Here is a 13,617-nt window from a genome sequence, read left to right as displayed (position 1 = left end):
ATTACTGAAAAGATATAACGATAAAAGGACCGCCATCACGGCGGTCCTTTTTTGTAAGTAGTTGTAAAGGAATAATATTAATATTAACTGATCCCTGCATGCCAGGCTTTCCTGTACTCAGCCCGCTTTATAAGATCCAGTAAAGGGCCTGTCATGAAGGTGGTGGCTAAGGCCATCAGTACCAGCATCGCAAAGATCTCAGGAGAAAGTATACCCAGGTCATAGCCCAGGTTTAGCACGATCAGCTCCATCAGCCCGCGGGTATTCATCAAAGCACCTATAGCCACAGCATCCGTCCAGCTTTGTCCCATCAGTTTCGCCGTCAGGGTACTGCCGCCCAATTTCCCGCCAACCGCTACCAGCATGATCAGTCCGAATACAGCCCAGAGCTGTCCCTGGCCAAGGAGCCCTATTTGTGTACGTAAACCTGTGAAGGCAAAAAAGATAGGCAGTAATAATAGCACGCTCATATCTTCCACTTTATCTGTGAGCAACTCCTTAATATTCCGGTCTGCAGGCATGACCACACCTGCCATGAAAGCGCCGAACAGGGCATGTATACCAATCACCTCTGCTATCCAGGCAGACATCAATACAAGCAGGAATACCAATGCTACAGCAGCCTTCGGCTTATTGGCCGCAGTGAACTGCTGAAGTTTTTTATTTAACCAGGGCTTCACCAGGTAGATCATAAGCGCTACAAAAAGAAGGGCAGCACCAAGGGTGACCAGGGTGCCTACCAGGCTGCCTGCTTTAGCAATGGCTACCACGGCTGCCAACAGGCACCAGGCGGTAATATCATCGGCTGCGGCGCAGGTAATGGCTAAGGTACCCAGCGGAGTGCCCGTTAACTTTCGTTCCTGTACTATACGCGCCAGTACCGGGAAGGCGGTAATGCTCATGGCAATGCCCATGAACAGGGCAAAGGAAAGGAAGCTTACATGCGCGGGACCAAAAGAGGGGAACATATAATAGGCCAGCAAAACGCCCAGGAAAAAAGGTAAGACAATGCTGGCATGACTGATCATGATGGCGTCGTGCGCTTTATGTTTAACATTGCTGGCGTCCAGTTCCATGCCTACTATGAACATAAAAAAGGCGAGGCCTATCTGGCTCAGGAACTGAAGGCTTTTTAGGCTTTCCACTGGAAACAGGAACTGGCTGCTGCCCGGCCATAACCATCCCAGCAGGGAGGGCCCCAGGCAAATACCTGCGATCATTTCTCCCACTACCGCGGGTTGTTTTATAAACTGTGCCAGCCGGCCGAAGGCCCTTGCAACAAGTACGATCACGATGATCTGTAACAATAAGAGGGCTAAGGGATGTTGCAGCGCATGCAGCCATTGATCCCATGCGCCTGCTTCGGCAGCTGGCGCCGCGATGGCGGGGCTGGCCGTGGTGGCAGAAAGTTGGCCGCCTTTTACAGGTAAATGAGCTCCCTTATTGATAATGAACCATATCAGGCAACCGAATATGCCAATGATTACCGGGTACAGTAAGGTTTGTTTCCGCATGCCGTTCTTTTTTGTACTGCCAAAATAGAAAAATCCGATGGCTAAAACCGGTTATTTAACCGCGAAATCCCCTCCTTTAACAGAAGCCTCCCTATAGCCCTTTCTTTTCGCTGCAGTTTTACGGCTATAAACTATTAGCTCCCATGAGAACGACTTTTGTTTTTTTGATGTTTATGCTGACAACCGGCCATGTGTTTGCACAGGACAGCCTGCAAAGGGCCAGCTTTAGCCGTAACCTTTCCGGGGTGACCGTTACTGCCGCCAAACCCCTGGTCGAGAAAAAGCAGGACCGTATCATTGTGAATGTAGACAGGATGATCACTGCATCCGGAGGTACCGCAATGGACGTGTTCAGTAAATTGCCGGGGGTATCCGTTGACCTTGAAGGCCTGATCCGCTATAATAATAAACCTGGCGTACTGGTATTAATAGATAACAAGCCTACTTATCTTTCCGGTACAGACCTGGTGAACCTCCTGCAAAATATGTCTGCCAATGAAATAGAAAGCGTAGAGATCATTCCTAACCCGCCGGCCCGTTATGATGCTGCTGGTAATGCCGGGATCCTCAACATTAAAACAAAGAAAGGATTGAGAAGAGGTACCAATGGTACCCTTACCCTTTCCGCCAGCCAGGGGCAACGTACCCGGGAGAGTGCGGCGCTCAGCCTGAACCATCGCAACGAAAAATGGAATGTCTTTGGCAGCCTTACTGCGCTGGAGCGCCGGAACAGTAATGATCAGCATACTGATCGTCTCTTCCCGGGAGATGGCAGCACAAAGGATCAGTATGTGAACGGACATGATAATATCAGCCAATATGCGCGGAGCGAATCTGTAAAATTCGGAGCAGATCATTACCTGGGCAAAAAGACCACCCTGGGCGTATTGATCAATGCCAGCCTGCTGGATGCAAGGTTCAGGTCTGCCACCACAACACAGCTCTTATCCGGCGATTCCCTGACAGACCTGCTGCACACCAATACTTCTGGTGACCTGAACAGAAAACAGCTTAGCGGCAACCTTAACTTCCGCCGGCAGTTCAGCAAACTCGGGCAGGAACTAAGCGCCGACCTGGATTACCTGTATTACCGTTCTACGCTCAACCAGCAGATCCTGACGCGTTTTTATAATGCAGGTAATGAAGAAAATGGAGTGCCGCTGCAACTGCAATCTGCTGCACCGGTAGATATCCATGTATGGTCAGGCAAGCTGGATTATACACATCCTCTTAATGAAAACATGCGGATAGAAGCAGGTGTTAAAAGCAACTATGTCTCCAATAATAACCGGCTCAGCTATCTGCGCATGCAAGATGGCAAGTGGATAGAAGATGCACGCACCAACGATTTCAAATATACCGAGCGTATTAATGCCGCCTACCTCAACTATGCCGCTACCTTTGGCAGTTTCAGCCTCCAGGCAGGCCTGCGTGCAGAACAAACGAAGGGCAAAGGCACACAGCAGAAAGGCGGCATACAGTTTACGCGTGACACATTGAATTTTTTCCCGACATTGTTCCTTACCTATAAACTATCTGATCGCCACAGTATAGGCGTCAATTACGGCAGGCGTATTGAGCGTCCGCAGTATGAGCTGCTCAATCCTTTTATTGTGATGCTGGATACGCTTACGGCTGAACAGGGTAACCCGGCATTACGTCCGCAGTACGTAAACAACTTTGGCTTCAATTACACTTATAACAGGTCGCTGCAGTTCTCCCTGGATTACAGCGCTACAAACGATGTACTGTCTAAGTTGGTACAACAAGTGCCGGGGGAGAAAATCACTATCTTTATGTTTCAAAACATCAGCCGCTTGCGTACTGCTACAGCATCTGTTACCTATAGCGCCGCTATTACACCCTGGTGGCAGGCCAGCTACTATGCTGCGTTGATCCGTACCAGCTATAAAGGCAAGGCCGGGGACGCTGATGTTTCCTTGCATAACACCACCTTTAATGCCAACATCAGCAACAGCTTTCAATGGCAGCGCGGATGGTCTGCAGAAGTAAGCGCTATTTACAATGGCCGTTACCTGAACGAGTTCCTGAGCCTTGCACAACCCATCTTAGGGCTTAATCTTGGTATTGCTAAAGGTATATGGGACAACAAGGCCAAAATACAGTTGTCGGTTAATGATATTACCAGGCCCCGTTACCGTATGGAAACGGACTACGGTAACGTGCATATGAACTATTCCAGCCTGGGTGATAGCAGGAGAGTAGGGCTAACCTTTATATGGAAGTTTGGTAAAACCACCGTAGAGAAAGCCGGCGAAAGAACCACCGGCACCAGGGACGTGGAAAGCCGCTTGAAGAACTAAACGCATCTTATGAAGCCGCAGATAAGGAAATATATCTGGATAGCATTATTGTTGATCATATTCACAGAGATCGCTGAATGGAACACGTATGCCGCCAATACCGGGCATACAGATCCTTACAGCTTCTCAGAATATATCTTCCTGCTGCTGCTGTCATGTTTCGCTTATATTGTTACAACGTTCAGTTACCGGTTCTGTCGCAGGTATTTGAAGCGGTACGGCAATACCATCGCCAGTATCGCGGCATTTTTCACCGGAGGGGTGGTCTTCTATGTCTCTTATCCATTTTATCATAGTGCTTTTGCAGTGGTAACACAAGGCGTACCTTTCTGGAATGAGCGTTGGGGCACCCTCTTCTTCTGGCGAAATGGATTCTATATCCTGGTATCCATGTATGTGCCGATTGCCATCTTCAGTCTTTTATTGCTGCATCAGCAGCACATTAATGATCTTCAGCTGGCGCTGGTGGAGAAAGAAAAAGCGGGCCAGCAGAAAGAGCTGCAGTTCCTGAACCGTCAGCTGGACCATCATTTCCTGTTCAATAATTTCCATTTCCTTTCCAACCTGGCAGAACAGCGGGACGAGCGAACAGTAGCCTTTACCCGCAAAATGGCCATGCTCTACCGTTATGTAACGAAGTATGCAAAGGAGGAAGTGGTGAGCCTGCAGGAAGAGCTGCAATTTGCCCGCGACTACCTGGACATCATGGAGTACCGCTTTCCCGGGCAGTTCCATTTAACACTGCATCGTCAAACAGAAAGGCCTTTAACCACGCTGTATGTATTACCCGGCGCTTTGCAGCTGCTGGTGGAAAACGTGATCAAGCATAATGAAGTGCCGCAAAACACTTCTCTTTCCATCGAGGTATATATTAATGATGATGTACTTACCGTGGCTAATGCCATACAACCTAAAGCTTACCGCCATGAAAGCCTGGGGCTGGGATTGAGGCACCTCTCTGATTTTTATACCTTACGCTGGAGCAAGCAGCTGAACATCCGCCAGGAGCATGGCATCTTCAGTGTAACGCTACCTTTAATACAGTCAGCAGCATGAACATAGTAGTGATAGAAGACGAATTAACGGCCCGGGCTCAGCTGGTGGAGCATATCCGCCAGTTTGACCCGGGCCATACCATTGTACAGCAACTGGGCAGCATCCGCGAAACGGCCGCCTATTTCAGCACCGCACCGCAGGTAGACCTTATATTCAGCGATATTGAGCTGAGCGATGGTAATATCATTGCCGCCTGGAAAGATTTGGAGATCCGGCAGCCGGTGATATTTGTAACTGCCTATGATCAGTATTGGATGGAGGCTTTACAGCGTACAGGCATCGACTACATACTGAAGCCCTATGCCTATCCCGATATTGCCCGCGCACTGCAGAAGTTCCTGTTGCTGCGCACACCATCCCCGGCGCTTACTCCTTCCATGGAAGCGCTATGGCAGGCTTTGCAGCAGAAAGACCGCAAACGGTACAGGCAAAGGTTCACTTACAAGCTGAAGGACAAGATCCTGCTCGTGGAAACTGCCCATGTGAGCCTCTTCTCCATTACCAATGGTATTATCTATGCCCATGACCGTTCAGGCAAAAAGCATCCCTTACAGGAACAGACCCTGCAGGAGTTAGAACAGGAGCTTGACCCGGATGTTTTTTTCCGTATTAACCGCAGCGATATTATCAATGTTGAGGAAATTGATCACATGCGCAGTATTGAAGGCGAAAGAACAGAGATATTTTTAAAGAACAGGGCAGCTGCCGTATATACCAGTGCTAACCGCAACGCAACATTTAAGCGCTGGCTGGAAAGCAGGTAGGGGTCATTTAATCATTTCGGTAATGTATCCCTCAAAGTCCTCAATTTTATCGAACACCTTATCCAGCAAACCATAGCTCGCTGCCTTACCATTATTGGGAATAACGGAAACGCCAATATAGGATTCGCCGTCATATTGGATCGCGATAAAGTCCTTTGCCCGGAAGATGTCGATCACAATCACACCTGACCTAAACTCCTTGATCTCTATTTTATAGGCAGGGAATGAATTATTAATAAATGTTTTAAAACGATCAGTATCAATGTTCATAGAATAGCACGGACTTTTTGGATTCTGGTCTTAGTTTCAGGAATAGCTCTAACAGTTAGCAGTACCAATGTAGGAAGATCGCAAACAAAAAGCAACAGCGCTAGCACAAATATGTTATCAATTTGTTGCCGGCGCTGTTGCTTTTAAGCGAGGGGCCTTACTTTCCGAACAATGTAGAATTCTCAAAAACAGTGAATTGCATGCCTCCCGGATCTTCCATCCTGACCACTTTGCTCCAGGGCGCCTGTTTTATTGCCGCCAGTTGTTTGGCGCCGCCCGCTTTCAATTTACCGGCTGCCAGCTCAATATCCTTTCCTACATTCAAGGCCAGGCGAACGGGCCCGGCAGTTCTTTTGCCCACCTCGATCTCGTCGATAAGCGCGGCGTGTTTACTATCTACCAGCTCCAGGGAAGCCCTGCCCGCATCCAGGATGATCCCGTTGCCCGTAGTTTCATGCCACTCTTTAGAGGTGTCCAGTCCGGCTACCTCCCGGTAAAACCTGATCACTTCGTCCAGGTTGTCAACTGTCAGAATGATCCTTAATTCTTTTACTTGCATTTTGCTGATCATTTTGTGTTCTATAAAGTTACAGGCAGGGAGCAGTTAACAGGAGGTATGTAAACAGGTTTTCCAGGTATTTAAAAAGGTTTCTTCCGGGTAAATAGAAACTGCCGGTTATTTATAATAACCGGCAGTGCTAAATGAACAATAAGGGAAGCTGGCCTTATTGTTTTTTAGCTTCGTGTTTTTCCTTGCGGATCTCCCGGTTAGCTTTGTTCTGCTCGTGCAGGGTGCCGGTTTTGTCTTTACCGCTCACAACGCCATCCGGTTGAGGGTTTTTCTTTTCTTTTTCAGGTTTAGCCTCCTTCTTTTCAAGACGGGCAGCTGCCTTGTCATTGTGCTTTTGCTCTTTCATTTGCTTTTTAGCGGCCCTGGTTGAATCTTGTGCATTGACAGTCTGGCCTGTTGTTACTATCGCCAGAAAAGAAAGGGCAAAAAAGATACGTTTCATAGATAAATAGGATTTTTAATAGATGTGTAATAGACATATAAGTAAAGGGATAGTTTAACAGGGCATCAAAAAATTTATTAGTAAATTTGACCACTATGTCAATTACATCAAATACAGAATTGCTGGGAATGCAGCAGGTTGCCGAAGCGGTAGGAAGGATCCTGAAGGATATGCGTGAATATGCAAAACCTGGCATCACTACCGCTGAACTGGACGAATACGGCGGGCAGCTGATGGAAACAACCGGACTGCGTTCTGCCCCTAAGCTAACCTATGGTTTCCCCGGTTACACCTGTATCAGTGTCAATAATGAAGTGGCCCATGGTATTCCCGGCAGCAGGATCCTCCAGGAAGGAGACCTGGTAAATATTGATGTTTCCGGCGAGCTGAACGGATTCTGGGCAGATAATGGCGGGTCTTTTGTGCTGGGAGAGGATATTCATGCCCATGAGCCCCTGGTAGCTACCTCCCGCCAGATACTGCATAAGGCCATCAGCCAGATCAGGGGGGGCGTAAGGATCGCCGACATAGGTAAACTGATAGAAACAGAAGCAAAACGCTCCGGCTACCGGGTGATCAGGAACCTGGTAGGTCATGGCGTAGGCAGAAGCCTCCATGAAGAGCCCAAAGAGATCCCTAATTTTTACGATAAATATAACCGCGCCAGGTTCAGGAAGAATTCCGTGGTAGCCATAGAAACATTTATCTCTACCCGGGCTTCCTATGCCTATAACAAAGGAGACGGATGGACACTGGTAACAACTGACGGCAGCTTTGTAGCCCAGCATGAACATACCATCATTGTAACAGACGGCGCTCCTGTTATTCTTACTGCTGCCAATGCCATTTAAGCTTTTTCAGACTGTTAACCCCCATATTTTTTCCCTTCCCGGTACCTCCCCCAGGGGTAACCTTTGAAATTTGCAACACATCCTATAATACTTACAATTTTTCAAGGTGCAGATACAGCAACTTTGTATCAACAAACAAAACAAAAAATCATGAGCACCTTAAAAGAAAAAGTAATCCTCGTAACTGGCGCCTCCAGAGGCATCGGCGCTGAAATGGCCCGCGAATTATCTGCTGCAGGCGCTAAAGTAATAGTAAACTATGCCGGTGGTAAAGATGCCGCCGACCAGGTAGTAAATGAGATCAAGGCAAAAGGCGGCGATGCCCTGGCCGTGCAGGCTGATGTAAGCAAAGCTGCTGAAGTAAAAGCCATGTTCGATGCAGCCATCGCTCACTATGGCAGGATAGATGTACTGGTGAACAATGCCGGTATCATGATCCTCAAACCCATCAAAGATACGACCGACGAAGATTTTGACCGCAGCTTCGACATTAACGTAAAAGGCACCTTCAATACAATGCGTGAAGCCGCTACCCGCCTGGCTGATAACGGTACCGTGATCAATTTCTCTACCACCGTACTGCGTGTGATGATCCCTACCTACGCCACTTATGTAGCCACCAAAGCAGCGGTAGAACAATTAACCCGCGTATTTGCCAAAGAAATGGGCAGCAGGAACATCAACGTGAACTCCGTATCTCCCGGCCCCACTGGCACAGAGCTGTTCTACAATGGTAAATCACAGGAAGTGATAGACCGCCTGGCTGCTATGTCTGCCTTCAACCGTATCGGTAAACCGGAAGACATTGCAAAGCTGGTTGTTTTCCTGGCCAGCGACGATGCCAAATGGATCTCCGCACAAAACATCGGTGTTAACGGCGGAATGGCGTGAGTATATAATCATCAAACATTAAAAAACTTGTCATCATGAACTCCTTAAAAAATAAAGTAGCACTGATCACCGGATCCGCAAGAGGTCTTGGAAAAGCAATCGCAGAACGTTATGCCGCACTGGGTGCAGACATCGTCATCAATTATTCAAGAGATAAAGCCTCTGCAGATGAAGTGCTGAGCAACATTACCGCCATGGGCGTAAAGGTTATCGCCGTACAGGCAGATGTAAGCAAGGTAGCCGATATTGAAAGGTTATTTGCAGAAGCCCTCAAAGCCTTTGGCAAGATAGATATCGTAGTGGCCAACGCTGGTATCGAAATGGTAGAAACACCGGTGACCGCATTCACAGAAGAACAGTTTGACCGCTTGTTCTCTATCAATACCAAAGGCGCCTATTTCACCATGCAGCAGGCGGCTAAACATGTAACAGACAAAGGCCGTATCATCTATATCGCTTCCAGCACCACTTCATTCCCTGTTCCGGGTATGGCGGTTTACGGCGGTAGCAAGACCACTCCCCGTTACATGGTGGATATCCTGGCTAAAGAGATCGGTCACAGGGGTGTTACCGTTAACTCTATCATTCCTTTCGCGGTAGATCACTCCGGTATCTTCGTAGATCCGGCAGCGTATCCTGAACTGAGAAAGCAGCTGCTCGACAGCTGTCCCATGGGACGATTGGCAGAAGTAGAAGATGTGGCCAATATAGCTGAATTCTTTGCCAGCGATCTGTCTTCCTTTGTGTCTGGTCAGCACCTCCTGGTGAATGGCGCCGCAACAAACTAAGCAACAGCTGTGTTTAGTGATCAATAACAGCACTATTTAAAATGGGGATCAAAATACTCAATACGCTACTGATATTATTTGCGGTATACATGGGCCTGAAACAGGGATGGGCCATGATCAGCGGTAAGCCTGCGATGTTGGAGATGTTTGGGAGATGGAATTTTGGCAGAACAGCCATAATTGCTTTCGGCGGGCTTACCCTTTTAAGTGCAGCGCTCATCCTGTTTCCTGCTACCTTTCTCTGGGGCAACTTTTTAATGGCTGCGTCCATCCTGCTGATCATCTGTTTTCAACTGCAGGAGCATCATATCAAAGGCGCGGTAATAGAACTGCCTTTCCTGTTATTGAACCTGCTCATCATTTATCTGCAACATCCACTGGCACAAACCAGACTGAAATGAAACGTTTGATCTGCATCTTCACATTTTGCCTGCTCTCATCAACCATGTACGCACAAACATCCAAAACAATGAATACAGATAAGCTTAGCAACCCGCTTGTAAAAAAAGCAGTAGATGCTCTGCAGGCTGCCGACAGGGAAACCTGGTTCTCCCTGTTCAGCAATGATGCAGCCCTGTATGACGATGGCAATAAAATGAACTTCCGTACCTTCTTTGAAAAGGCCTTAGGTCATGAACGCTTTACCAGTATTGATAAGGTGGAAGACAATGGGCTCTCCGTTTACGGCAGGTTCCATAGTGACCAATGGGGCGATTTTAAGACCTATTTCAGGTTCCACCTGGATGAAGCCGGAAAGATCAGCCGCCTGGACATCGGCCAGGCCAGTTACTAAGAACCTTTACCTCCATACATGTATTAATCTGAAAAAATTAAGGCCAGTTCAATATTTTGCATACTTCAATCTCAAAATAAGAGGATCTTATGAAGAAATGCCTTGCTATTGTACTGCTCATGATCGGCGATACTCTTGCCCATGCCCAGTCGCCAACCGTTATTCAACGTGACCCGGAGATTGCTGCTATGGTGCAGGAGGTATCCGCCGACTCTTTGAAAGCTTATATTGAAACCCTGGTAGCCTTTGATACGCGCCACACCCTCAGCACACAAAAAGACCCTAAGAAAGGCATCGGCGCCGCCCGCGAATGGGTAGCCGCCAGGTTCAGGCAGTTCGCCCTCAGATCCAACGGACGTATGACGGCATTTGTAGACACCATCACCTATCAGCCGGATGGCAAAAGGGTAGATGTACCGGTAAACCTGGGGAATGCCATGGCCATCCTGAAAGGCACCGACCCTAATGATAAAAGGATCTTTCTCATCACAGGTCATCTCGACAGCCGGGTGACCGATGTTGCCAACAGAACTTCCACCGCACCCGGCGCTAATGACGATGCCAGCGGTTGTGCGGCCGTTATTGAATGTGCCAGGGTTATGAGCAGCCACGCCTTCCCGGCCACCGTGATCTTTGTAAACGTAAGCGGAGAAGAGCAGGGCTTGCTGGGCGCACGCTTCCTCGCCAACAAAGCCCGCGCACAGCACTGGGAACTCGAGGCAGTGCTTAACAATGATATTGTAGGCAGCAATAACAGCAACGAGACCAATATTATTAATAATACACAGATCCGGGTATTCAGCGAAGGCCTGCCCGCCTACAGGCTGGATTCCCTGGCCACTATGATCCGGCAGCAGGGCCTGGAGAACGACGGTAAGGCCAGGCAGCTGGCCCGCTACGTAAAGGAAACAGGCGAACGCTATGTAGACAACCTGGAAGTGGTCATGATCTACCGGAACGATCGCTTCCTGCGTGGCGGTGATCATACGCCCTTCGTAGAGAATGGTTTTGCAGCAGTACGCTTGACAGAAATGAACGAGAACTTCTACCACCAGCACCAGGACCTGAGAACAGAGAACGGTATTGAATATGGAGACCTGGTTAAATTTATGGATTTTGAATACCTGCGTAAGAACACCGCCATGAACCTGGCAAATCTCGCCAACCTGGCTAAGGCCCCTTCCGTGCCTGAGGAAGTGACGGTAGATGTAGCAGGACTAGGCAACTCCACCACCCTTCACTGGGAAGCGCCCCTGCACGGAAAAACAAAAGGTTATTACGTTCTGCTCCGCGAATCTACCAGTGCGTTCTGGCAGAAGAAATTCTTTACAACAGCGGACTCGATGAAGCTGCCGTATTCAAAGGATAACTATTTCTTTGCCGTGCAGGCAGTCAGCGCAGACGGTAATGAAAGTCTGCCGGTAGTGCCTAAAGTGTCTGCACGCCGCTAAGCTCTTTTATTTTTCAGATAACATTGTAACTTTGGCAGGATTCGATTCCACGGTAAATGAGATACAAAGCATATGATGATGAGACGCTGGTAAGATCGCTTCAGGCGGGCGATGGTAGTGCCTTGGAAGAAATTTACCGCCGCTATAGTGAAAAGCTGTTCTTCGCCGCAGTAAAAAAGGTGCGCTCTAAGGAAATAGCGGAAGAGCTGGTACAGAAGCTGTTTGTGCAGCTCTGGGAAAAAAGGGCGGCCCTCGATATACAACGCCTGGAAGCTTATCTTCAATCCGCCATCCGTTACCAGGTTATTAATTACATCAAGTCTACTATCATACGGGAGAAATACCTGCAGCACACTAAACAACAATTAACAGAAGGCGAGGATTCAAGCGAATCCCGCCTGCTGTTAAGGGAGCTGTCTATCGCCATTGATGATGCGATCAGCAAACTGCCGCAGAAAACGCAGGAGATCTTTCGCCTGAGCCGCTATGAAAAGTGGCCGGTTAAGGAAATAGCCCGCTTCATGAACCTTTCTGAGAAAGCCGTCGAATATCATGTAACCCAATCGCTTAAGTTTATTCGCCTGCGGCTGAAAGACTATATTACCCTCTTGCTGCCCCTTCTCATTACCCTTTCTTATATTTTTTTCCGTTCCATTTAGGGATTCGCTTTTTTCAGTTGACTTACTATCATGAACCGGAAGGCTTTTTATCATTTGCTGGAACGCTATCTGAACGATACCTGCACCGAAGAGGAAAGGAAGCTGGTAGAGCAATGGTATGAATTACTGGATGATGATCAGGCGCCGGACGTATCTTCCGAGGAGGCCAAACGGCGGATGCAGGCCCTCTGGCCTAAGATAAAAGCGGAGGTCAGCGAGCCCGAAGAGATCATGATCGATCCTCCTGCCCGGGCAAGGGTGATCCCCGTCTGGCTGCGCTGGTCAGGCGTTGCGGCACTGATCGCAGGGCTGGCGCTGGGCGCAGGCTGGTGGTGGAACCAGGGCGGTGAGCAGAACGCGCCTGCACGGCAAAAGCTGATGGCAGCGCTGCACCATGCGGAGAACCTTAGCGCAAAAGCAGATACCATTTACCTGGACGATAAGAGCATGGTAGTGCTGGAACCGAAGGCCAGACTGTATTACCCGGAACGCTTCGATGGTCCTAGAAGAGAGGTGTACCTGGAAGGGAATGCTTTCTTCAGCATCGCCGGCCGTCCTGGGCAACCCTTTTACGTGTTCAGTAAAAAAATAGTAACACATGTATTGGGCACCAGCTTCCTGATCAGAACAAATGCTGCTACAGATCATATTGAAGTATCTGTCCGTTCCGGTAAAGTAGCTGTATATGAAGAAGCTACAGGAACACCTTCCGCCGTGATCCTGGAGCCCAACCAGAAAGCGATCTACAACAGCGGTGATCGTCATTTTACCACTACGCTGGTGGATGATCCGCTGCCTGTGCCAACAGAGAACAGCGCTCCGGAACCAAACTTTGTTTTTGATGAAACACCTATGCCGGAAGTAATTGCACGCCTGGAGAATGCATATCACGTTAAGATCGTACTGGAGAATAAAAGTCTGGCAGCCAGCCTTTTCTCCGGCGATATAAAAGGCCAGAATCTGTATGACCAGCTGGAGATCATCTGCCAATCCATACAGGCTACCTATGAAGTAAAGGATGCCAGCATATTTATAAAACCAACAGGGAACAATTAACAAAGGGGTATACCTTTTTCAAAACCACGTCATCAATGTAAAAAACCATGTCATCAACGGATCTGAAACAATGAAAACGTAACACAACAGCTAAATAGAAAAGCTGGCAATGGGGGGCATTGCCAGCTTGATATGTCCCCGTGAAATCACGGGTTATTATTGCACGCCTATTCAATAACGAACAATA

The 13,617-nt window shown here is 48.3% G+C and carries 15 protein-coding genes; 11 read left to right on the top strand and 4 right to left on the bottom strand.

Annotated elements, in window-relative coordinates; all coding sequences use genetic code 11:
• Positions 1–83: 83 nt before the first annotated feature.
• Positions 84–1,514, bottom strand: coding sequence for a cation:proton antiporter domain-containing protein (locus ACR9Y8_RS13875; RefSeq protein WP_481213841.1), 1,431 nt, complete (start codon positions 1,512–1,514; stop codon positions 84–86).
• A gap of 143 nt (positions 1,515–1,657) precedes the next feature.
• Here ACR9Y8_RS13875 and ACR9Y8_RS13870 point away from each other — a divergent pair, with 143 nt between their 5' ends.
• Genes ACR9Y8_RS13870 through ACR9Y8_RS13860 form a run of 3 tightly spaced genes read left to right on the top strand, consistent with a single transcriptional unit; the run spans position 1,658 to position 5,658 of the window.
• Positions 1,658–3,838, top strand: coding sequence for an outer membrane beta-barrel protein (locus ACR9Y8_RS13870; protein WP_481213840.1), 2,181 nt, complete (start codon positions 1,658–1,660; stop codon positions 3,836–3,838).
• Positions 3,839–3,847: 9 nt separating this feature from the next.
• Positions 3,848–4,894, top strand: a complete 1,047-nt coding sequence (locus ACR9Y8_RS13865; protein ID WP_481213839.1) for a sensor histidine kinase — start codon at positions 3,848–3,850, stop codon at positions 4,892–4,894.
• Positions 4,891–5,658: a LytR/AlgR family response regulator transcription factor gene (locus ACR9Y8_RS13860; RefSeq protein ID WP_481213838.1), complete on the top strand. Its 768-nt coding sequence runs from the start codon at positions 4,891–4,893 to the stop codon at positions 5,656–5,658. Before ACR9Y8_RS13865 ends, ACR9Y8_RS13860 begins: the two co-directional genes overlap by 4 nt.
• 3 nt (positions 5,659–5,661) lie before the next feature.
• Here ACR9Y8_RS13860 and ACR9Y8_RS13855 read toward each other — a convergent pair whose 3' ends face one another.
• The 3 genes from ACR9Y8_RS13855 to ACR9Y8_RS13845 form a co-directional block, all read right to left on the bottom strand.
• A complete protein-coding gene (locus ACR9Y8_RS13855; RefSeq protein WP_481213837.1) occupies positions 5,662–5,928 on the bottom strand; it encodes a hypothetical protein in 267 nt (88 codons plus the stop codon).
• A 157-nt stretch (positions 5,929–6,085) separates the two neighbouring features.
• On the bottom strand, positions 6,086–6,487 hold the full coding sequence (locus ACR9Y8_RS13850) for a VOC family protein (protein WP_481213836.1): 402 nt from the start codon (positions 6,485–6,487) through the stop codon (positions 6,086–6,088).
• Positions 6,488–6,653: 166 nt separating this feature from the next.
• The gene (locus ACR9Y8_RS13845; protein WP_481213835.1) at positions 6,654–6,941 is read right to left on the bottom strand and encodes a hypothetical protein; all 288 of its coding nucleotides are present in this window, start codon (positions 6,939–6,941) and stop codon (positions 6,654–6,656) included.
• A gap of 95 nt (positions 6,942–7,036) precedes the next feature.
• Here ACR9Y8_RS13845 and map point away from each other — a divergent pair, with 95 nt between their 5' ends.
• From map to ACR9Y8_RS13805, 8 genes are all read left to right on the top strand, one after another.
• On the top strand, positions 7,037–7,792 hold the full coding sequence (map, locus tag ACR9Y8_RS13840) for a type I methionyl aminopeptidase (RefSeq protein WP_481213834.1): 756 nt from the start codon (positions 7,037–7,039) through the stop codon (positions 7,790–7,792).
• A gap of 150 nt (positions 7,793–7,942) precedes the next feature.
• Entirely contained in the window at positions 7,943–8,683 is a 741-nt protein-coding gene (locus ACR9Y8_RS13835) for an SDR family oxidoreductase (protein ID WP_481213833.1), read from the top strand.
• A 35-nt stretch (positions 8,684–8,718) separates the two neighbouring features.
• Positions 8,719–9,471: an SDR family oxidoreductase gene (locus ACR9Y8_RS13830; RefSeq protein ID WP_481213832.1), complete on the top strand. Its 753-nt coding sequence runs from the start codon at positions 8,719–8,721 to the stop codon at positions 9,469–9,471.
• 41 nt (positions 9,472–9,512) lie between these two features.
• A complete protein-coding gene (locus ACR9Y8_RS13825; protein ID WP_481213831.1) occupies positions 9,513–9,872 on the top strand; it encodes a hypothetical protein in 360 nt (119 codons plus the stop codon).
• Positions 9,869–10,264 carry a nuclear transport factor 2-like protein gene (locus tag ACR9Y8_RS13820; protein ID WP_481213830.1) on the top strand — a complete coding sequence of 132 codons (396 nt, stop codon included), beginning with the start codon at positions 9,869–9,871 and terminating at the stop codon, positions 10,262–10,264. Before ACR9Y8_RS13825 ends, ACR9Y8_RS13820 begins: the two co-directional genes overlap by 4 nt.
• Positions 10,265–10,353: 89 nt before the next feature.
• Positions 10,354–11,715 carry a M28 family metallopeptidase gene (locus tag ACR9Y8_RS13815; RefSeq protein ID WP_481213829.1) on the top strand — a complete coding sequence of 454 codons (1,362 nt, stop codon included), beginning with the start codon at positions 10,354–10,356 and terminating at the stop codon, positions 11,713–11,715.
• A 56-nt stretch (positions 11,716–11,771) separates the two neighbouring features.
• Positions 11,772–12,374 (top strand): RNA polymerase sigma factor, encoded by a 603-nt coding sequence (locus tag ACR9Y8_RS13810; protein WP_481213828.1) that lies wholly within the window; start codon positions 11,772–11,774, stop codon positions 12,372–12,374.
• Positions 12,375–12,404: 30 nt separating this feature from the next.
• On the top strand, positions 12,405–13,430 hold the full coding sequence (locus ACR9Y8_RS13805) for a FecR family protein (RefSeq protein ID WP_481213827.1): 1,026 nt from the start codon (positions 12,405–12,407) through the stop codon (positions 13,428–13,430).
• Positions 13,431–13,617: the final 187 nt, after the last annotated feature.

This window comes from Chitinophaga sp. SVR4-12A, from assembly GCF_056754765.1.
Note: the sequence above shows the minus strand (reverse complement) of the source record. Positions and strands in the feature narration are given on the sequence as shown.